This window comes from Paenibacillus sp. GL_099_B (assembly GCF_057835695.1).
In genome coordinates this window covers 1,848,293-1,871,252 of the sequence record NZ_CM174430.1, presented here as the reverse complement: position 1 = coordinate 1,871,252, position 22,960 = coordinate 1,848,293, and the positions used below count along the sequence as shown (strand labels likewise).

Genomic DNA, 22,960 nt, shown 5'->3' with positions numbered 1-22,960 from the left:
TTTTATTTCGACGCATCCCGCTCCATGGCTTCCTTCACCCAATCACGTTCCGGTAGTTTACTGTTGATACGGAAGAGCAGGCCAACAATTAACAGCAGTAAAATAATGACGATAATTTCGAACATAGCTCTTTACCCCCAGCATTATTAATTGAGTGCGTTTTGCTCTATTTCAATCCACGCGCAATAATCCACTCCAGCCATTTCCATGGAAGCAGCAATTTGCCGATGATAAGCAAACGTGAGCCTTTACCCAGCGCATAACGAAGCCTTGGTGCACGCATCCGTGCAATGCGAGCAATCAGATCGGCTACCTCCTGCGGATCAGGTGCAGTCTCTCCAGCATGCTGGGAATAACGAAGAACCGCGTCCAGCTTATCTTTATAGGGAGAATGATCGCTCCTGTGAATTTCACCCAAGCCTTTACTCCATATAGGTGTGCGATAAGCACCTGGCTCTACCAGCACAACCCGGACACTGAACGAAGACATCTCATGACGCAAACTTTCCGTGAAACCTTCCACAGCGAATTTGGATGCAGCATACGGCGCATAACCCGGAAAGCCAGACAATCCACTGACGCTGGACAAGTTGATGATCAATCCCTGCTTTTGCTCACGCATGAAAGGCAGGACCGCACGTGTAACGGCAATCAAGCCAAACAGATTCGTTTCCATTTGCCTACGCCAATCATCCATGGATACTTCCTCAATAAATCCACCAAGCGCAAAACCCGCATTGTTCACCAGCATATCGATCCGCCCATTGTTTTGAAGTACTGACTGAACAGCCTCCTGCACCGAATCAGCATCCGTCACATCCAGGCGTATATACTGTAACCAATCCGAGATACCCGCCTGCTCCGCCAGCCTTGCCAATTCCGCATTCCGACTCAAATCTCGCATCGTTGCTACAACACGATATCCTTGTTTAGCCAGCGTAATCGCCGTAAGCATGCCGAACCCACTCGATGTACCCGTAATTAACACCACGGGAGCGTTTGGATCGAATTCTTTCAATCTTTTCACTGTTGATCCTGTTTCGCCCTGTATATGATCATCCTCTGTTTGTATCTTCTGTTCTGTCATCTGCTTCACCTCTTCCTTCGGTGGATTTAGTAGATTTAGTGGATTTATCTTCGTTGCCACTATCATCAAAATACTTCACTCAAGTGTGCTGTCTCTCCACTCGGCGCAGCTTCGTTATTCCCGGTTCAAACGTATAAGGAACGAATCTGATATCAGGTACGATGCATTCCAGCCGCTCTCCCAGCTTCATCAGCTCCCGCTTCACACCAACTTCCACCTGCTGCATCCCTTCTCCTCCTCCGAGCCGAAGCGATACTTCCAACATCCCGTTACCTCGCTGTACGACGCGATAATGCTCAATAACTGGAGAGGTTGCAATCACCGCACGCGTAACAAAATCCGGAAATACAGGTACGGCTTCGCCCGTTTGTCGATGTGGAAAATAAAGCGTGTCATCACAGCGGCCTTCGATACGCTCAATGGCAGTGAATGTAGACCCACAGGCACAAGGAGCCGCTGCCTCGGTCAGAATGTCGTTCAGCCGATACCGGATAATCGGCTGTGAGGTTCTGGAGAAGTCCGTGATCACAGGCATGAACCTCCGGGTCGTGGGATCAATGAACTCTTTTTCAATATGAACGATATCTTCATTCAAATGCAAAGTGCCGAAGCGGCAGGTTGCGCCCAAGAACCCCTCCGTACACTGGTACACCTGATGAATCGTTTGCCCAAAAACACTCTCCAGCACCTTGCGATCCAGGGGGTCCAGCACTTCAGCAACCGAAATGATTTTGTCCGGTACAGTGGTCAATGTGCCTGACGTATAAGCGTCAGCCAACATTCTCAGCATGGAAGGCGGCGCTACCCATACGGTGGGTCGGTATGTTTCCATACGCTCAACCAAGGTATAGACACGCTCCAGCAGATCAAAATATTGAAATTGCAGCTTACTCCGCTGCACCGATTCATACAGATTACTGTTGGCCCGGAGGAAAAAGGCGATCTTGGCAGGCTTCCACAGTCCGCCAGGCAGGAGCTTAGCCAGCACAGTCCCTGTCCACGCATCCTGCTCCTGATCGCTCACCAGAAACAACCCCCGGTTGCCTGATGTGCCTGAGGACAAGCCTACCGTCACGCCCTGAACGGATGGCTTGAAATCACGCGTTTCCTCGCTTTCCCCGGCGAGAGCCATCGCTTCGTCCTTGGAAATGCCCACCGTATTGAGCCGATCGAACTGCTGCATCATGATGGTTTTGTCAATTAGCGGAAAGCTTCTCCAGTTGGCTGCATCAACATCACCCCACCACTCCCGGTAAAAAGGCGACTTTTTACGAACTCGCTCCACTTGCCGAATGATCTGGCGTTCCTGCCAGCGTTCAAGCTGCACCCGTGTTTTCCATTTTCTCAATCCTCGTGCAAGTGCATAATGGTAGACAATACGCAGTGTACTGCTCATATGTGCTCACCCTTTGAACCCCAAGCTTCCAGCACCTCGCGGCAATGACTGGGCACAATCCGAATCGCTGGAAACTGCTGATGCAACTGAACGAGTCTGTCAAAATTTCTTCGATACGCCTGACGATCCGACATAATGATTCCAGCGAGTGCGTGAGGTCTGCGTTGTTCCTGAAAAGCACGACTCGACCACACCGCGTCCGCGCACAGAAAATAGTCATGTGACTCCGTACTGAGCATAATTCCCATCATGCCTTCCGCATGACCCGATACCTCAACACCCAGCAGACTGCCATCACCGAAAATATCGTATACCTCGGGAAAAGGGAAATCCTCACCCGCTCCCACCCATCGCTCCGGCTGCTTCGTAACAGGCAATGATCGGGCATCAAAGTCCTCTGGCAGCAGCCCGGAAAGAAACCCTGCCTTTACAGCCGCAATGGGTCCAAGTGAACGCACGGCATCATAGGCTCTTGGCAGATAGATCAATTGCGCCTGTGGAAACTCTCGCACACCTGCAATATGATCCCCATGAAAGTGCGAGAGGATGATGTACCGAATATCCGAAGCTTCCAGTCCTATACGAGCCAGAAAATGTACCGCACTGTCTTCTTCACGATAGACCACAGGTGTAATATGACGGTACAGCGCGTTTGGCAAATGAACGGTTTCCTTGAAAAAACGGGAGCTATATCCCGTGTCCAGCAGAATCGGACCATGTACAGGATGAATGATGCAGGCAAAGCCGGCTGGAAAGGCCACCGGACGCAAACTTCCACCACGCAGCGTCAGAAACTCCGGATGTGTGCAGTAACCCGCTGCGCCCAAATGAAGCTTTACCGAAGTTGTTGTCAGCATGATTCAGACCTCCACCAGTCTGCAAATTGTTGTAACCCCTCATCAATGGTTAACCGAGGCTCATACCCCAGCTTCTCACGGGCATCCGTAATATCCAGCGTCTGCGGGATCGATAACGAACCAACCGTATACCGCGTCAATTGAGGTTCACCTAGCGCAGGAATCAAACGGTGTACACGTTCCAGCACTGCCGCTGCTCCGTATGCTGCTCTGTAGGGAATGTTTAGACGGCGTAAAGGCATTTCCAGCATTCCAAACAACGTGCTCACCAAATTCTGGAACGGTCGCGGATCTCCATTGGAAATATTGTAAGCACGACCCAGCGCTTCGTTCTTGGCACCCCTGCATAACAACAGCGCATCCACCACGTTATCCACACAAGTTAGGTCAATGAATGCCTGTCCGCCTCCGATCATAGGTACACCCGATTTGGCATTTGCTGCAACGATTCTGGGAAAAAGCGTCTGGTCATACGGGCCAAAAATAGCTCTTGGACGAATCATGATCGATGGAAGTCCATTGGCATGAGCTTGCAAAACCACTTGCTCAGCGAGCCGCTTGGTGGCTGCGTAATGATTGGCTGGTTTGGATGGCAAGGGGTCATTCTCATGTATGTCATATCGCGGACTGTAGTTAAAATATAAGCTCGGCGTTGATACATGAATGAAGCGCTGTACGCCACCTTTCATGCAACGATCTACCACATTCTGTGTCCCTTCCACATTGCTGCTGTAAAAATCCCGGTATTTGCCCCATGGCGACGATAACGCCGCACAGTGAAACACAACATCCTGACCCGAACAGACCTCATTCACCGCCGCCTGATCCCGTATATCTCCGTTGTAAAATCGAATGCCTGCCGCCTCAAGCTGTGCACCGTGTTTTTGCTGGCGTCCCATACCTGTAACTTCCCAGCCTTGCTCTGCAAGCCGTATCGCCAGATGCCTGCCCAGACATCCGGTTGCTCCTGTAACCAATGCTCTATTCATCGTTGTTCACCGTTCCATTCTATGTCGTGAGTCAAAGCTTCAGTCAGCGAAAACTTATGTTTCCTTGCCAGCCGCCAGGCGGAGAGTACAATCGCAAATTGCTCAAACAAAGGTTTCACATCGTGTCTCATATACACCACATCCCTCGTTCCCCGCCAGGCTGTCATCCATGTCCGCAGGCTGCCCTTCCCCCAGAGCTGCTGCAATCCACTTCCCAGCATCGGAAGCATCAACATCGCTTTGCTTCCTTGCTTGGGAATGACCACCTTTGCTGCTTTCACCAGTTCTTCAGGTGCAATTAAAGCACGTACCAAGTCATCACCAGGGTAAAACAAATGGATTCCACTGGTCGCCCTCGGATTACACTCAATGGCATACACTTGTCCGTCCTCTGTTTCGATAAAATCAAAACCAATCTGCCCGCTAAACCCTGTCGCCTGTACAAATCGCCTTACCCACTCGTAAATTCCTTCATGCTCCCCATGTTCAAAAAAAACACTGGCTCCTACGCTACCCGTTCGATAGCGACTGTCGTAGGTTGTATGTGCAACGATTTTCCCTTCATAAGCTACGCTGTATGTACATAACATTTGCCCGGCAACATAAGCCTGCGCAACCCAAGGGGAAGCCGAGGATATTTCCGTATCACCAGGAGGATCATTCTGTAAACGGTGCTGCTTCATTTTACTCCTATATATTTTCTTACCAGGTACGTCTCCATCAAAGACTGCAGTAGAGGATATCAGCATACGAACTCTGGCAGCAAAACGGGAGTATACGGGCTTCCATACCCATTCCCCTTCTATTTCCAAATCAGCCTGCGCTTCCATCCATTCCTGCCGACTGTTGATCAGACGGGTATCCGGAACCGAAAGACCAAGCGACTCTGCAATCTGGATAAAGTGATATTTATGATGCAATTCATGCAGTTGCTCTATAGGCGAAACAAGTACACTGCAGTGATCACCCAGCCGCTCTGCTCCTTGAGCAATATAAAAAACTTCTTCACACATCGGAATCAACAAGTCGATCTGCCAGGCTTGAACCAGACTCTCCATCTCTAACAAATAATTCTCTGTTTCATGACGCGGAGAAGGAACCATGAAACACTGCTCCACCGCACTGGACAATCTGCACAAATGACGCACCACGCTCTCCGCGACGTAAACCCGGTGACCCGCACGATGAAGCATACGCGCCAGATCGAGGGTTACCGGAGCCCGGCCGCCTGTGAGCAGCACATTTAAGGATTCTGATGTTTCATGTCCATTCTTCGTGAATCTAGTAGTCAAAAATGAGTCCTCCCAGTGACAATCCGGCGGCTGTTCCGATCATTAGCACCCGATCTCCCCTCTGAATGCGCTGCTGCTTGATCGCTTCATGCAGCCCCATCGGAATGGAAGCGGCAATGGTATTGCCGTGATTTCGTGTAATGTCCATAAAACGGTCCTCTTCGATTCCCAGCTTTTTGCGGATCAGCCTCATCGCCATGGCACTTCCCTGATGCGGAATCACCAATTGGAAATCCTTTATCTGATTACCGGTTGCCAGCAACATATCGTCAATAAATGCTGGCAACAATCTGGAAGCCATACGGAAGATGGCCTGTCCATCCATATGAAAAAGATAGGGCTCCGGCTGCTCTGCCGCATAATTTGAGGCATGCAGACGAGTACCTCCTCCTGCAATTTCCGAAAACCGCGCGCCGCGGCTGTACGTTTTCAGCGAGGCATGTACAATCTGCGAAGACTCTCCTTCAGCGGAGCGTTCAATAATGACAGCAGCAGCTCCATCACCGAACAGGGCAGCACTTTCCTTGTTCGACCAATTCAATCCCTTCGAAGCGATCTCCGTAGCTACAAGCAGTACCCTTTTATAACGCCCGGCATCCACCATATAGGAGATAACATCCAACCCGTTCAGAAAACTTAAGCAGGTCGCATCCATGTCAAAAGCCGGTACACCTGAATCCTGCTCCCCCATCGCCTGCTGAATGAATACCGCCGTACAGGGTAAAGGTTGTTCTTTGGTACCGCTCGTGCACACCAGGCAGTCTATATCTGCAAACGTCAATCCCGCATCCGCAAGTGCGGCTTCGGCAGCCCTCGCTCCCATGAAGGAAGAGGTCTCTGCACCGGAAGCGTAATGACGTACACCTACACCTGTTGCTTTGCTGACCCAGCCCGCAGGCACCTGCAAACGCCGATCCAACTCCTCGTCGGTGACTTCCTGTTCAGGCAAATACTTGCCTGATCCAACAATTCTCACTCTTCTAAGCTGCATATGACCTACCTCTTTCTCTTCTTCTGACTGACGATATAAGTTCAACTAATGAATATTTACACTAAAACTCCGATGATAGAACAACCTTCTGATCGCTGTTATGCTAAACGTGATGATGAAGTGCTTTAGAAAATACAGCAGAAGGGCAGATATCTCTGCCCCTCCCGTTGTGTTATCTTTTTTATTCAGTCAAGTTGATTGATTTCTTTACTTCAAAATCTCGGCTAGTGCAAGATCGAGCGTATCATATCTGAATGTAAATCCTTCTCTTTCCAGCCTCTCGGGGATCACCCAACGGCTTTTGAGAACCAGTTCTGTTTCAGTCCGGATGAATCGCGCTCCCAGTTCCAGCATCCAACGAGGTGAAGGAAGTCCAATCCGAACCCCCATCTGCCGCCTCAGACTCTCCATAAGCTGGCCGTTCGTGACAGGATGCGGAGAGGAAGCATTAAATACACCCTCCAGTTGCGGATGCTGCTGAACATAGATCACCATCCGGAACAAATCTTCTATATGAATCCAGCTAAACTGCTGGGTTCCAGGTCCTTGTGATCCACCCAGCCCAAAGCGGACCAGATTGGTCAGTGGCTCCATGACGCCACCTTCTCCCAGCACAATGGCAATCCGTAATGCAATCTGACGTGTAGACGGCAGACTGAATTCGAAAAAAGCCTTTTCCCACGCCGTGGCGACATCAACTGAGAATCCGGAGCCAATCTCGCCCTCTTTTTCCGTCATGGGACGATCTTCTGCATGTCTGTATATTGTGGCCGTGCTCGAATTAATCCATAGTTCAGGAGGGTTGCTACAGGCCAGAACAGACTCGCCCAAAATGCGGGTTGTTCGAGTTCTGGATTCCAGAATGATTTTGCGGTTCTCGTCCGTGTAACGGCAGTTTACGGATTTTCCGGCCAGGTTAATCAGCAATTCTGCACCTTCAAGTGCCTGTATGATTCCAGCCTGGTTCTCCCAGGCAATATGACCGGGCTGACGTGAGATAATGAGTACCTCATAACCAAGCTCCTTGAATCTTTGGGCAAAATCCTGACCAACAAACCCTGTTCCACCCGCCAACACAACCTTTTTCACGGTATCCCCTCATTTCCCCATACTGGGTAAAGCAAGTACGCTATATATGGACTAACACCGTCTGCGACCGTTTTGTTTGATTTTAATTTGCGCCCAATGCTGCGTATAAGCGATTGCGTTCTTCGATCGCCCATGCGTTCGCTGAGTTTTGCTCCAACTGATACATAAGCTCATCATGGAAATCATGAATCATGAACCCTTCAGGCAAATTCCCCAGCATGGCTGTAAAATTGTATTCAGGCAGTTTTCTTTGTCCTTTACCGATCTGCTTCAACCATTCCATCCATTCGGCAAGCGTCAGCACTTCTGCCTGCCATAGTTCAGCCTGTAGTCCAAGTGCATCCTGAAGCTGCTCATAAGCAGATGGCTCGGAGAAGGGACGACAAGCTTGCACAGCCAGTTCATACAACTCGATTACTGCGCGCCGTACCTCATGCTCAAGCTCGATCTCCAACCCTTCCATGAAGTCCTGAACTTGAATTGTCAGCCCGTCATCATATAGTAATGGTGCGTGTGCCAACAGACGTACAATCTCTTCCATGTCATGCGCTGAAACTTTCTTTTGCTCATAGAGAGCAGGTAACATATATGCTGTAATGATCATTCACTCCTACATCGTTCTTCTATTAATGACGTATATTATATCATGATTTGGCGGGTTATCCTTGAATCACTTTAACGATGACAAAAAGGCAACCTTACTCTTTCAGGAGAGCATAGGTTGCCTTTCGTGTTCCTAATTGAGAAGCAAACAGCAACTAGATAAACGCTTTAACCGATGCAAAATACTCCCGTATCATATTGATCGGTTTTAGATAACCCGGTGAAGGAGCGGAGATGCCGTATTCGGCAGCGTAACCGTTCTTGGCGGCCAGGTACTTGGATCTGAACATATGATAATCACTTGTGACAATCATGATCTTGGGATGCTCCAGCCCGGATGCATCAATGATTTTTTTGGAAAAAGCCATATTCTCCTGGGTGCTCGTCGATCGATCTTCCATAATGACTTGTGTAGGGCTGATGCCCTGATCAACAAGGTAGTTTTTCATGGCGAGTGCTTCTGGAATCGATTCCCCCGGCCCCTGCCCGCCGGATACAATCACTGGCGTCTGAGGATGACTTCGGATATAGTCCAGACTGGCATCCAGCCTTTGTTTCAAGGTCAATGACAATTCTGTTCCCTTGATGCCCGACCCGAGAATAATGACATAGTCCGCTTCTTCCGGATCATTCGCGCTAAGCTGAGTAAACACAAGTGCTTCGATAATAACAAATGAAACTGCAGCAATCCCGAACCCGGTAAGCAGAATGCGTTTCAGCAGGATATGCTTTTTATAATCAATCCGCCTTAACACGATAAAAGCTACAGTGATCATGGCAAAAAACTTCACCGCGAAGTTCCAGCCCCAGAAAACAAGGAAGAACACAAAACATGCAATGAAAATAAGATCTAGGATCAGGCCTTTTTCTCGTATAAACTTTTTCATAAATCCAGTAACACTCCTTCTCGGGCCTTCACTTCCGTCATATGTTCTTAATTCAGGATCTTATGATCGTAAGCTTGGGCCACTGTTGTTGCCAGCATTTCTTCTCTACACGCTGATTATAATAGTCTGCATCCGAGAAAAACGGACTTTGGCGTACGATTAACGCATACAGATCCTCCAGCCCATGCGGAGCACAGATGCCCACCAGATCCTGTTCATCCAACTGTACACCTATAGCTGTGACGATTTCTGGCCAATATCGAAGAGCATCTTCTGTGGATTGATAGGGCTCATTTCCATTGCGCCGATGCATTCTCGCTTGATTTTTCACCGACCACTTGGAATTGCCTGTCTGCTCGCGAAGCCGTTGTTCCAGCAGCAGGTCCCGCTCCTCACGCATGTCTTCCGTATCGTAGTAAACAACATCAATATCGCTGTGCAGTTCGCGAAGAGGATAGCCATGAAGCACATCCCAGATGTAATTGCGAATATACCCCGCACCTATGTAACACTGAGGCAGATGAAGACTGCGAACCCGCCGCAGATCGTGCATTAATTGTTCATTCTCCGTAATCGCCTGAATCAACTTTGCCTCATGAAGCATATAACGTCTCTCCCCGTCACTCTGTCCATTTCATTGTAGAGCTATCATTGCTCACTTTTACATTACCGACACACTGCTCCTTCCAATATATCATGTTTGAGTACCTGCGATAAAATAAACAAATCCCCTCAGGCAGTCATCCTAGGCTCATCTGAACAGATGTTCCTTAAGATTATTTACCCTGAGGGGATGAATTGAAGAGATCGAATAAAGGATTAGGCCGATGCCTTTCCCGTATACGTGATCTGCATTTTCTGCATTTTACGTGTGATTATCCATAAGCGTCAGTTGTCCGTTCTTCTCCTGCATACGGAAAATAGCGGGTCGTTCATTCGGATGATTGTTCGGAGCGTGAATGGTGAGACACAGTTGTCCTTCAAACGTGCGAAACAGCATCCCATGTCCTCCATTATTGGCGAACAACGGCTTGTCATCCTGCTTCCATGGACCTTGCGGTTTGCCGGACACCGAGCGGGCCAGCCCAAGTGTATAACCGTCTTGACCGGATGTGGACCACATCATGACGAGTTCATCATTTTGCATGCGATATAGAAACGGACCATCCGTGACATAACGGTTTTGCTGTTCTCCACCTCCGACAGACCATGGCGCTTCGGAAGCTTTGAATAACAGATCAGGCTTTCCTATCGTTCCTTTCAGATCCGGTTTCAGACGTACCGCGTACATCTCCCCATCCTCCACCTGCACCCATTCCTTGCAAAAGATCATCCACGGATCACCCTGATCGTCCACATACAATGTACCGTCCAGGCATTCCCAATCGGGAGGCGTAAGGGAGCGACACCACAATTCAAAAGGTCCTTCCGGCTGATCAGCCACCAACACACCTGTTACCCGCGGAACACCTTCCGCCTTGAAGCTGGCAAACATATAAAAGCGACCTTCCCATTCATATACTTCCGGGGCCCAATAGTGGTGATCGGACCAGAAGTCCGCAGGTGCACGGAAGCATGGGGAAGGACCGCTCCAATGGATCAGGTCTTCGCTCTCATAGACATCAAAACCGATGGCTGGGCCGTTCCACACATTTTGTCCGATAGAGCCGTATAAATAATATTTCTTGCGCGATGGTATAGCCAGTATGTAGGGATCACGAAAATGAATATCTTCCAAACGGTGCACGTTCACTGGTTCATCCTCCTCATGAAAGCGGTCCATTAACCATGAGTATACACCATATCTCCAAATACTGGAATTCCATTAACCCCACATACCAATCATCAATATGCCGCCAAAAATAACGATGGAACAGAGAATACGCTTTTTCCCCTGCTGTTCTTTCAATAACAAAATACCGAGGAAGGCCGCGAATACCGTTCCTACTTCCCGAAGCGGGCCCAGTCTAGCCATTGGCGCCTGCTGCAATGCAAACAGAAACAACAAGTACGAGCCCGGATTCAGCAGCGCTCCCAGCATAATGGTTGATCGGTTCTTCTTCCACTCCTGACGCAGTTGGCGGGAAGCGAGCAGCGCCGGAGTCAAGCCGGCAACAAAGCCAATGTTCGTCACTTCAAGTAACGACAGGGGTGAAATATGCTCTAGATTTAATTTGTCCACGAACACATAACTGGTTGTACATAACCCGACACATAAGGCCATAAGCACCGGCTTTGATCCTGTTACACTTGAGCCAGATTTGCCAACTCTACTTCCCACACCACTCAGCACCGTAAATCCTACAATCATGCAGGCAATACCGACCCAGCCGAACATGGATAACGTTTCCCCCAGAAAAGCAACACCGATCAATGGCACCAACAAGGTGCTCGTTCCCCGCATAATCGGATAAATCTGCGACAAATCGCCCAATTCATACGTCTGCGATAGCAGCCAGGAATACAAGGCTTGCAGCGCCATCGATAACACGAGTAGTGCATAGACTGGCATGGATAAAGGTTCCCGTACCAATTCCACAATAAGCACAGGCAGCAGTATTACGGTTGGAATCATCATGATGGACCATAAAAACACACTTTTGTTTAAACTGCGTTTGGTGAACATACTCCAGACAGCGTGAGCCATCCCGGAAGCGAGCACCAGAACTATAGGTAAAATCATAATCAAAACGTTCCTCTCTAATGCCTTGCTCTTCTATATTCTCTAATGTGCCGAAGTGCTCTCAGGTTGATGTTCTGGCTGTTCCTTCACGACCGATCCGTCTTCCAGACGAAGCCAGGTATCAAAGCTGCGTTGTCCCGCCTGCAATTGAATGACCCGTCCTCCGCGCAGCATGCCTTCCCTTCCATATGTGCTGTGCCCGCTCGAACGCCCGTAGCAGAGACGAATGCCATGGTAAGTCCCCTGAAAATCATTCACATGATCATGTCCGCAAAAGGTCCCCATCACATCGCCCATCTCCAGCAGTGCAGAGAACAGACCTGAGTTCACTTGGGCAGAGCAGACAGGTTCGTATTTGCTGCCGTAACAGGTCTGTGTGTCCCACATGGACTGATATTCAGGAATCGGGATATGGAAAAACGCCAAGGCTGGGAGCTTCTCCCCGCGGCTGCGGCCGGGATTGACGCGTGTGGATTCAGACATCAGCCACTGGATCTGATTGGGCTGAATCCACCCATAACCGGGAATGGACTCGAACTGGGAATAGTTCCCTGAATCGAGTAAATACAACACTGCTGCCGGACGGCCATCCGCTCCGGCAATCTCCAGTGTGTAATTGCCTAGTCCCGCAATTTCACGTGGACCAGGTTCTGTCACATTATGGGCATGCTCCTGAATCACATCCATTAATCCATCGGGGGTAATCCGATTCTCTGTATCATGGTTGCCATATACAAAAGCCCACGGAATACCACGCTCTTCCACTACAGACACAGCATCCCGGAATGCCTGCTCCGGGTGTTCACATTCCTTATTGCCAGGATCAACCGGTCCCGTGTAAATGACGTCGCCTGTAAAGACAACCAGATCGGGTTGTTCCGCTTCAATGACCGTCTTCATTAATTGCCCGGTCCGAAGATCTTCAGGTCGCCCATCCTTCCAGTGTAGATCTGTAAATTGCACGATTTTGAATGTTCCATTTTTTTGAAAACCAAGCTGACGTTTCACCCTTTTTCCTCCCTGTTGATCCATGTACTATGGACTAAAGTTTCCAATGTTGTTTGTTGTGGTTTTACGTTGTTTTATATGATCTTATCGTCACATCATATTGCTGTCAATACATATTAAAAACAGAATATATTCACTATATCCATTTCAAAATTGACAAGGTCTTCTCTCCAACATAAACTATTAAAACAACAACAATCCACACTATCTCACAACTCTAGAATAAATAGAACTTAGAATCGAAACTTCAGGAGGCACAAACATGTCTTTAACATATGAAGAACGCAGACACACCATTCTTATCCAACTTGCTACCCAGGGCAAAGTTCAGGTACAGGTTCTGGCGGATCTGTTCCAGGTATCCACGGAGACGATTCGGCGGGATCTGGACCGACTTGAAAAGGAAGGCGAATTGCGCAAAGTATATGGAGGTGCTGTACGTGTACGTTCAGGCATGATCGAAGCTCCATTTCAAAAGCGTGCGCAGCTTCAACTGAACGAAAAGCAGGCCATTGGCGTGGCAGCTGCCTCTCTGATCGAGGATGGAGAGACCGTAATGCTGGACAACGGCACAACAACGCTAGAGATCATGCGACAGTTGCGACATCGGTCTCAGGTGACCGTCATAACCAACTCCGTCCCCATTCTTACCTGTGCACTGGAGGAGTTTGCAGGCAAAATCATTTTCGCAGGAGGAGAAGTCACCCCGGTCGTACAAGCCTCTACTGGACCCATTGCTCATGAATTACTCAGTCAATTCAAAGTCAACAAGGCGTTCATCTCAGCAGGCGGCGTTTCGTTAACGGATGGAATCACAGATTATGTGCTGGAAGAGGCACTCATCTCCCGCAAAATGATGGAGCGTGCGGAGGAAGCCATTTTGGTAGCCGATCATACCAAGTTTGGACGTTCAACCTTCGCCCAGATTGCACCTATAAATCAAATATCTATGGTGATCACAGATTCTGGATGTCCCACAGAATGGATAGATGCTCTTCACCAAATGGAAATCGAAATGGTTCACAGCATTTGACAATGTGAGCCATTTTCTATATTTTAGAAGTATAATGATCGTTCTATCTTATTCTGAAAGGAGCGTATTATTTCTTATGAGCAGTAAAAAGGAAATGCTGTTGAACGTGGCTGAGGAATTATTCTACCTGCACGGCTTTCATTCTATCGGCTTGAAGCGAATCATCACAGATGCCGGGATCGCCATCATGACGTTATATAATCACTTCAACTCCAAGGATGATCTCATTGTTGAAGTACTTCGGCGGCGAGAACAGCGCTATCTGGAGCAGTTGCGGCAGTATGCCGACAACAAAGCGCAGCCCATATTCCTCAATCTGGCGGAAGGACATGCACGCTGGTTGATGGAGCATGAGTCGAGAGGATGTTTGTTTTTGCGTGCCAAGGAGGAATTTGGCGGAGATCCAGACAACGTCATTGTACAAACTGTCAACGCGCATAAGAAACATGTGATGACCTTGATCAAAAATCTTGATCCTGCCGCAAGTGATCGTGCAGTGCTGCAATTTAACCTGCTGCTGGAGGGTTCTACTGCACTCGCTGAGACAGAAAATGTAAATAGCGTATGTCGGGAACTCATTGACATGACGCAGAATAGTTTCAAGTAGTCCCACACTGGGTGAGTTAGTAGTTCAACTCACTTTTTTATTTCAAAGAAAATATAATGATCGTTCTATCTAAAAGGCGGTGGATTTGATGAAAAAAATTATTTTCCCAGGGATTGCCCTTATCGCTGTATGTTATGCATTCGGGAGATTCAGCTATGGGCTGTTTATGCCGGAGATCTCGGAAGCACTCCAACTGGACGATGCCCAATCCGGAGCAATCAATTCCGCAACCTACATTGCTTATTGCCTTTCTCTACTTAGTGCTCCACTGTTAATTAATCGCATCGGGCACTATCATGTCATTCAAATAGCGGGTGTTAGTGCTGTGCTCGGTTTATTGGGCATTGCCTTGTCTCCAAACGTGTTTGTTCTCACACTAGGCGTATTTCTTGCCGGATTAAGTACAGGCTTAGCCTCTCCTGCATTGGGTAACACCGTCTATGCTGAGCTTGCGCCTGATCAGCAAGCCAGAGGGAACAGCTGGATTAACACAGGTACCAGCTTTGGCATTATCGTATCCGGTCCGATCTACTGGCTGTTCACCGAGTATTGGCGTTTGACCTACATCTTCTTTGCTGTTCTCGGTGTTGGGGTGGTGCTGTGGAATAGACGTGTTCTTTCCCCACGCAAAACAGAGCCTTGTACCAAGTCCCTCTGGGCATGCATGAAGCCGACCAGACCCGGTGTGGCTCTGCTCATGGCTTCCCTACTGACAGGTATCAGTTCTGCGATCTATTGGACCTTTGCCCGAAACTTCCTTACGGACGAAAAGGGGGCCTCCGATTCGGAAGCCGTACTGTTCTGGATTGTAATGGGGATTATGGGGATTCTCGGCGGGTGTGCTGGCCGGATTATTGAACGCATCGGAATTGGATGGTCCTATCGGATAGGCCTTCTGCTGTTATCTGTTTCACTTGGCGTTATCCTTCTTCCATCGATGGCCGCCAGCCTGGTCTCAGCCGTTATGTTTGGCAGTACCTATATTTTCCTGACCAGTGTATTCATCGTGTGGGCGACCAGGTTATTTCGTCCAAATACGTCCATCGGAATCAGCCTTGCTTTTCTCGCGCTTGGTGCAGGGCAGTTCATAGGTTCATCGATAGCGGGTTACACCATTGAGATGTTCTCCAACACTACAGCATTTCTGGCCTTTGCTGTACTGGGTCTGTTCGGATTACTCATTCGGGTGAAATAGCCCGAGCCTTATTCTCAAACAAGCAGACCAACATACTATACATCCGCTGCGCATCTGAAGCCAATATGCCCAGTAGATGTATCAGGCGTGTTGGGAATTCTCGCCGCCACTCTATAGCGACTGCAGTAGGAACGGTGGCATAGGTAGGAACCGCCTTTTAACACCTTGCGATCTTCATGAGGAGATAATTCCGTGTCAGCAGCCGTAGCCTTCTCATGATCCGTAACGTAGTTGTCTGCGCACCACTCCCATACATTGCCTGACATATTATAAAGTCCGTATGCATTGGGAGGAAATGATTGGGATGGAGCGGTGCCTGCATAACCGTCGGCTGCATTATTTTTCGTCGGAAATACACCCTGCCAGATGTTGCAATAGTGCTGTCCATCTGGCCTTAACGTATCGCCCCAGGGATATTTTTTCTGAATCAGGCCACCACGGGCTGCGTACTCCCATTCGGCTTCTGTGGGCAGACGTTTACCCGCCCAGCGGCAATAGGCATTGGCATCATTCCATGAGATATGAAGAACCGGATGATCAGAGCGATCATTCACATGAGATTCGGGTCCTTCGGGATGAGCCCAATCCGCACCTTCAACAACCCACCACCAGGGTGTCTGTTGAACCACGTTTCGAACTTGAGTCGCCGTTTCCGGAGAAACGAACAGATGAAAAACAAAAGACCAGCCAAACCACTCCGCCTCAGTCCGATACCCCGTCTCACGAACAAACTGTGCAAATTCTGCATTGGTTACCGTACAGGCATCCAGATAAAAGGATTTCACCTGAACTTCCCTGACGGGGCCTTCCCCATCTGCTTCAAAAGCTTCGGGGTCATTCGTACCCATCAAGAAACGCCCACCTTCAATACGAATGCTTTCTTTCTTCTCTGCTCTATTGGTTAGAGCTATCGTGAAATCAGCTGTATAACTGGTATGACTGGATGGTTTGTCCTCAACAGCCTCTACCGCTGCAGCCGTTTCCTCTGGCAGACTCTTTTCCTCCAACTTACCGTCTCGGCTTGCAGCGCAGCAGCAGGAAGAGGGTTTCTTTGGCAGCCGATCATGCATCTCAAGCATCCCCTTCTATGGTTAGGTTTAAGACTCGTTCTCCCTATTGTACACGGCAGGGCGAATATTCGGATACGGTGTTGTTGTCATTTCTTCACCCAGATAAAAACGTAAGGTTGAAAGTTTGAACACGCATTTTAGTTAGGAAGAGGAAGAATTACATGGTTAGCTGAGACATTAAAGGAGGTCATATTATGTTAGGCATCAAAGTACAGCAAGTAGAGAATCAACTCATCATCCGTTGGCAGCTTTCCAAAATAGAAATTCCCATCTCAGATATTAAAGCAGTTACCCTTGATGATACATATGGTGGAAGTTAGCCTTCAGCCGTTCGAATCGGCGCAGCGTATGGCGCTTCCGAAACAATTCTAATCCGTACAACCCATCAATCCTACATCCTGTTTACTTCCAGTGAGACTTTATTTCCAAAAATCAGTGCCATACTATCCAATATTCAATAATGCAGGTTAGCTCTTTATTCAAACCTCATCCATTCACAAAAAAGACGAAACCTAAAAAAGCGTCAGCATTCGCATAATTTCTTATGCTTGCTGACGCCTTTTTTAAGTTAGTAGAAGTTCAAATGATAGCCTATCTCCAGCTCCACTTCGGTAATTGATCCAGCGTAATCACATCTTCGCTATTGTATACTTCCTTCAAATACGCTACGGCATTGTGATTACCACCCTTTAGGAATTCTCCCGTCCAGGTACAGAACCAGCTCCAATGTACACCTTGCTCTTTCATTTGCTTTGGATCAGGAATGGAGCCGTTCTCGGCTAAGGCAATGATTTTGCTGTCATTCACCAGTTCACGCAGATTCTCATGACGTTTAGCTAGTGGGCTGTGATCGCCCGCTTCTGGATACACATCCACACTCACAATATCCACCACATCGTCACCCGGATACCACTCCGGCTTTTCCGAGTTCCACACCCAGATCAGATTACCCAGCTCATACTTGTTGACCAATTGATCATACAGCAGGCGGTATAAATGTTTGGCAGGTTCAGGTCCTTTGGCTCCCCACCAGAACCAGCCTCCTTCCGCTTCATGAAGCGGCCGGAATAATACAGGCACCCCAGCATTCTTGAGTTCTTGCAGATGTACTGCAATTGCATCGATATCCCGGATCAATAAGGCATACTCTTGCGATTCAGGATGAGCCAATGCTGAAGCGAGATCGTAGGTGGTGGCATCCGTATAGAAACCGCGCCACCATTCCTTGCCTGGTTCATCCACAAGATGAGTAGGTGCATTCCAATGCCAACACAATGTCACAATTCCGCCTTGCTGGTGCCATGCAATCGCATCCCTAATCTCCTGGGAGATCGCGCCGCGTTCTGTCCTTGATGGAGAATAATCCATAAGATCGAATCCGATCACCGCCGGCTTGCGGCCTGTATTCTCATTAATCCAGTTCAAATTACCATAATCCTGCTGACCCGACAGTACCCCTTTTCCATAACGCTCCGCCAAATACTTCATCAGTTCTCTAGCCTCGGAAGTCGCATCTTTATTCACTAAATTACTGCTTATCTTTTGCTCCGTCATTGATAATCCCCCATTCCAAGGCAGCGTACATAGCGACCCAAATATCAAAAACACCCGAATTACGCATCCTATACGACTACTCCAAGCCCGGTTAACCAACAACCCCGGAGCGTTCAATACTCTCCACGAAATAGCGCTGTACAAATAAATACAAAATAATGAGCGGTGCAATCGCCAGCAGAATTCCCGTATCCACGATCATGGCAACATAATTGGGGTCTGCCTTCATACCCGAGTTCGAGCCAAAACCCATCAATTGGGGAATTAACTGGTTCGCCTGGGCAGGCAATGAAGCTACCTTCAGCGAGATAAGCGGGCTTTCACTCATGAATAGCGCGGAATAGAACGTATCGTTGCACTGCCAGACAAAAGAGAACAGAATGACCGTGATCAGCGGTGAAATGGCATTCGGTAGCATGATTTGGGCAAATGTCCGAAACCCGCCTGCTCCATCAATCAGCGCAGCTTCTTCAATTTCCTTGGGCATGCCCTTGAAGAACTGGCGGAAAATATAAATGAACAGCCCGGCTTTCAGCCCACCTGCCGTAGCCGCGGTAATCATGGACGGCCAATATGTATTCAGCAGGTTGATCCCCTCACGTCCCGTGAACAGATGAACCATACCCAGGATGTCAAAGTTGCGGAAATGCAGGTACATCGGCACCATCAGGGTGCTTGTTGGTACCAGAATGGTGAGGATCACCAATACAAACAGCACATTGCTGCCGGGAAAAGAAAAGCGGGCGAATCCGTACCCGGCTAATGCACAGGATATCGCTGTGAGCAGCGTTGTAATCGTGACGAACAACAGCGTATTCGCCAGCAAAGGCAAATAATCCATCACCTGTGCCGCAAGCTTGATATTATCCAGCGTAAAATGCTGAGGAATCATATAGATGGTCGGATTATAGATATCTTGTTTATCCTTGAACGCAACCGAGATTTTAAGAAACAACGGGTACAAAATAATAAATGAAATACCAATAACCAATGCATATCTGAATATGGAATACAGGAGGTCCGATGTCTTGTTTCGCACCCTCTGCATGCGGTAGTAGTTCTCTTTGGGAACCACCACCATGCGATCCGTTCCCGACACAGCCATAGTCTCATGCCTCCTTCTACGTTCGTTAGCTTTCAGTTGTAATGAACCCGTCGTGACAGTACCCATCCAACAACAACTAATACCAGGCCGATGACCAGCGTGTACAGCCAGGACATAGCTGAGCTCAGACCAAAGTTCTGGGTTTTAAACGCCGTCTGGTAAATGGCCTCTGTCACTGGGCTGCCTGCAAAGGAATCAATAATCGTATAGATGACATTCGTCAGGATCAATGGACTCACCATCGGAAACGTAATTTTCCAGAAGGATTCATAGGCCGTTGCACCTTCAATTTTAGCCACTTCATACATCGAGCCGGGTACCGATTGCAGCGCAGCGAGGAAGATCAGAATCTGTACACCAGAGCTGCTGACAATATCGTATATGCGCATGATGGCTTCCACGATGTAATCGACATATGCCATGGGCAACCCCACATCATTCAGCATTCGCACGATTGAAACGACATTGAAAGAAGCTCCCCCTTCGGTAGACGATTCAATCGCACTGGCGTCCCCCATCAGGTTGATCAGACCTGCGGACTCGGCTGCTGCCACCGCACTGGAAGCCAGAATGACTGGCAGGAAGAAGATCGCACGCGCCATCGTTCTGCCCTTGAATTTCTGGTTAAGTAGTGTCGCCGTAAACAGGCTAAAGAACAGAATCATCGGCACATTCAGCAGCATCGCTCCGACCGAATCCACCAAGATCCGGTTGAATGTTGCATCGACCAGGATGGCATCCTTGAAATTTTTCAATCCTACAAAATCCAGTACATATCCTCCTGGGGCAACCGACAGATTGCTCAAACTGAACCGGATCGATTGCAGCAGCGGCGTCGCGAACAGGAAGATGAAACCAATCAGCCATGGCGAAATAAATGCAAGTCCAAGCAGCGCTCTCCGTGATTTCAACGATAAACGAAGGGTTCTCATCGGTTCACTCCTTCCACTGCATAGTCCACCCCGCCAACGGTAATTCCATCAATCGTTACCGGATCAGCCGTGTAATTCACCAAAATCGTTGCACCGCCACTATATGTGACACGCACAACGCCATCCTGAACTCGTTCATGCTCGGTTATTGGCTGGTTCCTCAAACTACCTAATACGTCATTCGCTTCCTTGTATAATGCAGCTGCGTCATCTACCCAATATGCATAGTCAGTGGCATAAGCCGAATCATAATTGGTCAGCTTCAGCTTGGATGATGGTTCATACGTCCATTGAAATTGCGGAGCTGAGCCCAGCTCCAGACTGCGGAGCAGCTGTTTGCGCAGATCCTGATCCCCTGACGTATTCATTGCGGAAGCAGCGTAGTCCATATATCCATGAATGACCATTTCATAAAAAGGAACTTCCTCATCGGTAATGTTGAACTGGCTGGAGCCTGAGGGAGCATTAACAATATGCTGCGTATATCCCCACGCATACGCATTAGCGGATGATAACATCATGTCCTGATATTCCTGCTGCAGCTTGCCCAGTTGCTCCTTCACGATGTTCTTCGCAGTTTCTCGGTGGATGACACGACTATCTCGATAATCCGAGCTCAATACCTGCCCGAGATCACGCAGCGATAATGCGCTGAGTTCCAATTTATTGATTTTCCCGGCAAACTCGCTCACCACATACGGCAACTTGGCGGCCGACAACAGATAATAACTGTCTTTGCTCTGATCCATCCGGTTGAGGGCAGGACTGTATGGATACAGTTCAGCTGTCTCCTTGGTGACAAAACGCGCTGCATCGGAGGAAGGAGCAAAGTTCCAATCGTCGTGATAGATACGCTGAAACGCCACATCAGGGAATAACGCTCCACCGGACTTCTTCAGTTGTTCAGACAGATCCTGCAACTCGGAACGACTGCCCACTTCACTGTCCAGCTTAACCTGGGTGGGTGTATGGTGACTGAAACCTCCGCCAAACCATCCCTGATACCGCATCTGCACGCGGTTCACGCCTTCCTGCTGCAGCTTCGCAGCTATTTCAGCCGCTTGTTCATATGTCGTCATAGCCAATGTGGTGCGATAAGGTACACCCAGGAATGAAGCTTTTTTGTCCACTGCACCTAACACATCCACGTAAAAAGGTAAGGCCGACTCGTCTTCCAGCGATTTCAGTACGTTCTGCTCCACCAATTGCTGCTGATACAAGCGGGCCATACCTGAATAACTGGCATCCTTACCATTAAGGAAATGGTATCGCACCTGAATATCCCCGCGGAATGGTTCCTCGCTTAATAGCTGAATCTCCTGCATCTTTTGCGAGGTATACATCTCCAGCTCATCCTCACCCCGCAGGGAGAACGTGCCGTAGACGTGGTTATAGCTATTTTGCCTGCCTCCAATATCCGCAGAGATACTGGCCATGCCATCCCCTTTTTCAATCACCGCAAACCAGGCATGTTCACCGTTCTTCAAACCAAAGACAGGCATATGGACAGATTCACTGACCTGCGGGCGACTGAGTGAATTGTCATTCGGATCTGCACCGTACACACGCTGTACGTACTGCTCCTCCTTGACCTTTCCGTTATTCAGATGGATCAGACTGCCTGAACCGTCAGGTACAAACATGTAACCTTCACCTTTCGTATCCGCGGCACCAAAGTAAGCGAGCAGATCGATATTGCGAATACGGTATTGACCGCTCTCTTTCACCTGACTTAGCGGCACGGTTACAACTAGCGATCCTTGATCCAACCGATATTCCACCGGAATGACGAAGCTTGGTTTATCCGACGTGCCTCCGCCTTCGACTCCATTCTCCTCATTGTCAAAAGCAAGATCGTCAGCGGTGTAACCCGCCGTCTCAAAGGCATCCAGCATTTTGTTCAGTACAAGCTGCTTTGATATCTGTCCATCCAACCGTTCCAGCACATCCGGATTGTTCTTGGTTGGATAGTAGCGGGCAGATGTATATCTTGCGACTGTGGCATCCAATTTCGAAAGGACCTTCTCCTCCAGACGCTGTTTGCTGATCAGTTTGGGCAGAGCATCAATGCCTAGCGAGGTATCCCCAAGCGTGTATGTAACACGAATTCCCTGATCCACATTGGCAGCTGTGAACTGTTTGTTGCTGATACTGGAGCTAAAGTTCGGAAAGTTCTCCAGTGTACCAATCGCATCCCGAAATGACACGTTCAGCTGGGAGGACAGAACTTCCTTTTCATAAGCGGAAGCCAGGCCATCCTGATTACGTTCGTTCGGATTGCTGTACCAGATCTGTCCACTCGCTCCATCACGAACGGCAATTTCCGTCGTCTCCTCGTTGTAATACAGCGCCAGTCCCTGATCCTCGGCGACCAGTTGCATACCCGGCACCTCCTGTGAGGAATCGGTAAGGAATTGCAATGACTCCGTCTCGTTTGGCATAGCCTCTGTTGTTGCTTCAAGGTAAGCCGTTGCCTCCACGGCAGGTACTCCCCTGTTATTGATATACAGCAGTCCAGCCGCGATCAGGATCACAGCAGCACCACTGGCCAGCACCGTATATATTCGTTGCCTTTTGTTCAC

Annotated in this window: 21 protein-coding genes and 2 pseudogenes; 4 read left to right on the top strand and 19 right to left on the bottom strand. The window is 48.7% G+C overall.

The genetic code is table 11. The features are described 5' to 3' along the window. Positions 1-2 precede the first annotated feature (2 nt). From AC3ITG_RS08780 to AC3ITG_RS08715, 14 genes are all read right to left on the bottom strand, one after another. The gene (locus AC3ITG_RS08780; RefSeq protein ID WP_489253499.1) at positions 3-125 is read right to left on the bottom strand and encodes a hypothetical protein; all 123 of its coding nucleotides are present in this window, start codon (positions 123-125) and stop codon (positions 3-5) included. Between the two features lie 41 nt (positions 126-166). After that, complete coding sequence (locus AC3ITG_RS08775; RefSeq protein ID WP_489253498.1) at positions 167-1,087, bottom strand: SDR family oxidoreductase; 921 nt, start codon at positions 1,085-1,087, stop codon at positions 167-169. A gap of 79 nt (positions 1,088-1,166) precedes the next feature. Beyond that, positions 1,167-2,483, bottom strand: a complete 1,317-nt coding sequence (locus AC3ITG_RS08770; protein ID WP_489253497.1) for a F390 synthetase-related protein — start codon at positions 2,481-2,483, stop codon at positions 1,167-1,169. After that, on the bottom strand, positions 2,480-3,340 hold the full coding sequence (locus AC3ITG_RS08765) for an MBL fold metallo-hydrolase (protein ID WP_489253496.1): 861 nt from the start codon (positions 3,338-3,340) through the stop codon (positions 2,480-2,482). The genes AC3ITG_RS08770 and AC3ITG_RS08765 overlap by 4 nt, the downstream gene beginning before the upstream one ends. Beyond that, positions 3,334-4,329, bottom strand: a complete 996-nt coding sequence (locus AC3ITG_RS08760) for an NAD-dependent epimerase/dehydratase family protein (protein WP_489253495.1) — start codon at positions 4,327-4,329, stop codon at positions 3,334-3,336. Before AC3ITG_RS08760 ends, AC3ITG_RS08765 begins: the two co-directional genes overlap by 7 nt. Continuing rightward, complete coding sequence (locus AC3ITG_RS08755) at positions 4,326-5,621, bottom strand: ATP-grasp domain-containing protein (protein WP_489253494.1); 1,296 nt, start codon at positions 5,619-5,621, stop codon at positions 4,326-4,328. The genes AC3ITG_RS08760 and AC3ITG_RS08755 overlap by 4 nt, the downstream gene beginning before the upstream one ends. Next, positions 5,611-6,612, bottom strand: coding sequence for a beta-ketoacyl-ACP synthase III (locus AC3ITG_RS08750; protein WP_489253493.1), 1,002 nt, complete (start codon positions 6,610-6,612; stop codon positions 5,611-5,613). The genes AC3ITG_RS08755 and AC3ITG_RS08750 overlap by 11 nt, the downstream gene beginning before the upstream one ends. 207 nt (positions 6,613-6,819) lie before the next feature. Next, positions 6,820-7,701: a TIGR01777 family oxidoreductase gene (locus AC3ITG_RS08745; RefSeq protein WP_489253492.1), complete on the bottom strand. Its 882-nt coding sequence runs from the start codon at positions 7,699-7,701 to the stop codon at positions 6,820-6,822. Between the two features lie 82 nt (positions 7,702-7,783). Then, complete coding sequence (locus AC3ITG_RS08740; protein ID WP_489253491.1) at positions 7,784-8,305, bottom strand: hypothetical protein; 522 nt, start codon at positions 8,303-8,305, stop codon at positions 7,784-7,786. A gap of 154 nt (positions 8,306-8,459) precedes the next feature. Beyond that, positions 8,460-9,191, bottom strand: coding sequence for a YdcF family protein (locus AC3ITG_RS08735; RefSeq protein ID WP_489253490.1), 732 nt, complete (start codon positions 9,189-9,191; stop codon positions 8,460-8,462). Between the two features lie 52 nt (positions 9,192-9,243). Next, positions 9,244-9,795 (bottom strand): nucleotidyltransferase family protein, encoded by a 552-nt coding sequence (locus AC3ITG_RS08730; protein ID WP_489253489.1) that lies wholly within the window; start codon positions 9,793-9,795, stop codon positions 9,244-9,246. A gap of 261 nt (positions 9,796-10,056) precedes the next feature. Next, positions 10,057-10,944, bottom strand: coding sequence for a glycoside hydrolase family 43 protein (locus AC3ITG_RS08725; protein WP_489253488.1), 888 nt, complete (start codon positions 10,942-10,944; stop codon positions 10,057-10,059). 72 nt (positions 10,945-11,016) lie between these two features. Further along, on the bottom strand, positions 11,017-11,874 hold the full coding sequence (locus AC3ITG_RS08720; RefSeq protein WP_489253487.1) for a DMT family transporter: 858 nt from the start codon (positions 11,872-11,874) through the stop codon (positions 11,017-11,019). Positions 11,875-11,916: 42 nt separating this feature from the next. Continuing rightward, positions 11,917-12,882 carry a metallophosphoesterase family protein gene (locus AC3ITG_RS08715; RefSeq protein WP_310852417.1) on the bottom strand — a complete coding sequence of 322 codons (966 nt, stop codon included), beginning with the start codon at positions 12,880-12,882 and terminating at the stop codon, positions 11,917-11,919. Positions 12,883-13,144: 262 nt separating this feature from the next. Between AC3ITG_RS08715 and AC3ITG_RS08710 the strand changes: the two genes are divergently transcribed. From AC3ITG_RS08710 to AC3ITG_RS08700, 3 genes are all read left to right on the top strand, one after another. Continuing rightward, complete coding sequence (locus tag AC3ITG_RS08710; RefSeq protein WP_109999488.1) at positions 13,145-13,915, top strand: DeoR/GlpR family DNA-binding transcription regulator; 771 nt, start codon at positions 13,145-13,147, stop codon at positions 13,913-13,915. Positions 13,916-13,991: 76 nt separating this feature from the next. Further along, positions 13,992-14,522 carry a TetR/AcrR family transcriptional regulator gene (locus AC3ITG_RS08705; protein ID WP_489253486.1) on the top strand — a complete coding sequence of 177 codons (531 nt, stop codon included), beginning with the start codon at positions 13,992-13,994 and terminating at the stop codon, positions 14,520-14,522. A gap of 88 nt (positions 14,523-14,610) precedes the next feature. After that, positions 14,611-15,717 (top strand): MFS transporter, encoded by a 1,107-nt coding sequence (locus AC3ITG_RS08700; RefSeq protein WP_452563092.1) that lies wholly within the window; start codon positions 14,611-14,613, stop codon positions 15,715-15,717. Positions 15,718-15,752: 35 nt separating this feature from the next. On the opposite strand, the pseudogene AC3ITG_RS08695 reads toward AC3ITG_RS08700, so the two are convergent. After that, positions 15,753-16,580, bottom strand: a pseudogene (locus tag AC3ITG_RS08695) (formylglycine-generating enzyme family protein); the annotation flags it as partial. Positions 16,581-16,981: 401 nt separating this feature from the next. On the opposite strand from AC3ITG_RS08695, the pseudogene AC3ITG_RS08690 reads away from it, so the two are divergent. Beyond that, a pseudogene (locus AC3ITG_RS08690) lies at positions 16,982-17,248 on the top strand (SunI/YnzG family protein). Positions 17,249-17,378: 130 nt separating this feature from the next. Here the strand turns inward: AC3ITG_RS08690 and AC3ITG_RS08685 are convergent. The 4 genes from AC3ITG_RS08685 to AC3ITG_RS08670 all read right to left on the bottom strand — a co-directional run bounded on the left by AC3ITG_RS08685 (position 17,379) and on the right by AC3ITG_RS08670 (position 22,960). Beyond that, positions 17,379-18,341 carry a glycosyl hydrolase gene (locus AC3ITG_RS08685; protein WP_413376718.1) on the bottom strand — a complete coding sequence of 321 codons (963 nt, stop codon included), beginning with the start codon at positions 18,339-18,341 and terminating at the stop codon, positions 17,379-17,381. Between the two features lie 91 nt (positions 18,342-18,432). Beyond that, positions 18,433-19,446 carry a carbohydrate ABC transporter permease gene (locus AC3ITG_RS08680; RefSeq protein ID WP_489253485.1) on the bottom strand — a complete coding sequence of 338 codons (1,014 nt, stop codon included), beginning with the start codon at positions 19,444-19,446 and terminating at the stop codon, positions 18,433-18,435. A 32-nt stretch (positions 19,447-19,478) separates the two neighbouring features. Continuing rightward, positions 19,479-20,378, bottom strand: coding sequence for a carbohydrate ABC transporter permease (locus tag AC3ITG_RS08675; RefSeq protein WP_413027065.1), 900 nt, complete (start codon positions 20,376-20,378; stop codon positions 19,479-19,481). Next, positions 20,375-22,960, bottom strand: a complete 2,586-nt coding sequence (locus AC3ITG_RS08670; RefSeq protein ID WP_489253484.1) for a DUF5696 domain-containing protein — start codon at positions 22,958-22,960, stop codon at positions 20,375-20,377. The genes AC3ITG_RS08675 and AC3ITG_RS08670 overlap by 4 nt, the downstream gene beginning before the upstream one ends.

Coding starts and splice junctions, on each gene's coding strand:
- AC3ITG_RS08750 (WP_489253493.1), bottom strand. CDS start 6,612: ATGCAGCTTAGAAGAGTGAGAATTGTTGGATCAGGCAAGTATTTGCCT.
- AC3ITG_RS08770 (WP_489253497.1), bottom strand. CDS start 2,483: ATGAGCAGTACACTGCGTATTGTCTACCATTATGCACTTGCACGAGGA.
- AC3ITG_RS08740 (WP_489253491.1), bottom strand. CDS start 8,305: ATGATCATTACAGCATATATGTTACCTGCTCTCTATGAGCAAAAGAAA.
- AC3ITG_RS08765 (WP_489253496.1), bottom strand. CDS start 3,340: ATGCTGACAACAACTTCGGTAAAGCTTCATTTGGGCGCAGCGGGTTAC.
- AC3ITG_RS08720 (WP_489253487.1), bottom strand. CDS start 11,874: ATGATTTTACCTATAGTTCTGGTGCTCGCTTCCGGGATGGCTCACGCT.
- AC3ITG_RS08710 (WP_109999488.1), top strand. CDS start 13,145: ATGTCTTTAACATATGAAGAACGCAGACACACCATTCTTATCCAACTT.
- AC3ITG_RS08760 (WP_489253495.1), bottom strand. CDS start 4,329: ATGAATAGAGCATTGGTTACAGGAGCAACCGGATGTCTGGGCAGGCAT.
- AC3ITG_RS08675 (WP_413027065.1), bottom strand. CDS start 20,378: ATGAGAACCCTTCGTTTATCGTTGAAATCACGGAGAGCGCTGCTTGGA.
- AC3ITG_RS08705 (WP_489253486.1), top strand. CDS start 13,992: ATGAGCAGTAAAAAGGAAATGCTGTTGAACGTGGCTGAGGAATTATTC.
- AC3ITG_RS08735 (WP_489253490.1), bottom strand. CDS start 9,191: ATGAAAAAGTTTATACGAGAAAAAGGCCTGATCCTAGATCTTATTTTC.
- AC3ITG_RS08685 (WP_413376718.1), bottom strand. CDS start 18,341: ATGACGGAGCAAAAGATAAGCAGTAATTTAGTGAATAAAGATGCGACT.
- AC3ITG_RS08680 (WP_489253485.1), bottom strand. CDS start 19,446: ATGGCTGTGTCGGGAACGGATCGCATGGTGGTGGTTCCCAAAGAGAAC.
- AC3ITG_RS08775 (WP_489253498.1), bottom strand. CDS start 1,087: ATGACAGAACAGAAGATACAAACAGAGGATGATCATATACAGGGCGAA.
- AC3ITG_RS08730 (WP_489253489.1), bottom strand. CDS start 9,795: ATGCTTCATGAGGCAAAGTTGATTCAGGCGATTACGGAGAATGAACAA.
- AC3ITG_RS08700 (WP_452563092.1), top strand. CDS start 14,611: ATGAAAAAAATTATTTTCCCAGGGATTGCCCTTATCGCTGTATGTTAT.
- AC3ITG_RS08780 (WP_489253499.1), bottom strand. CDS start 125: ATGTTCGAAATTATCGTCATTATTTTACTGCTGTTAATTGTTGGCCTG.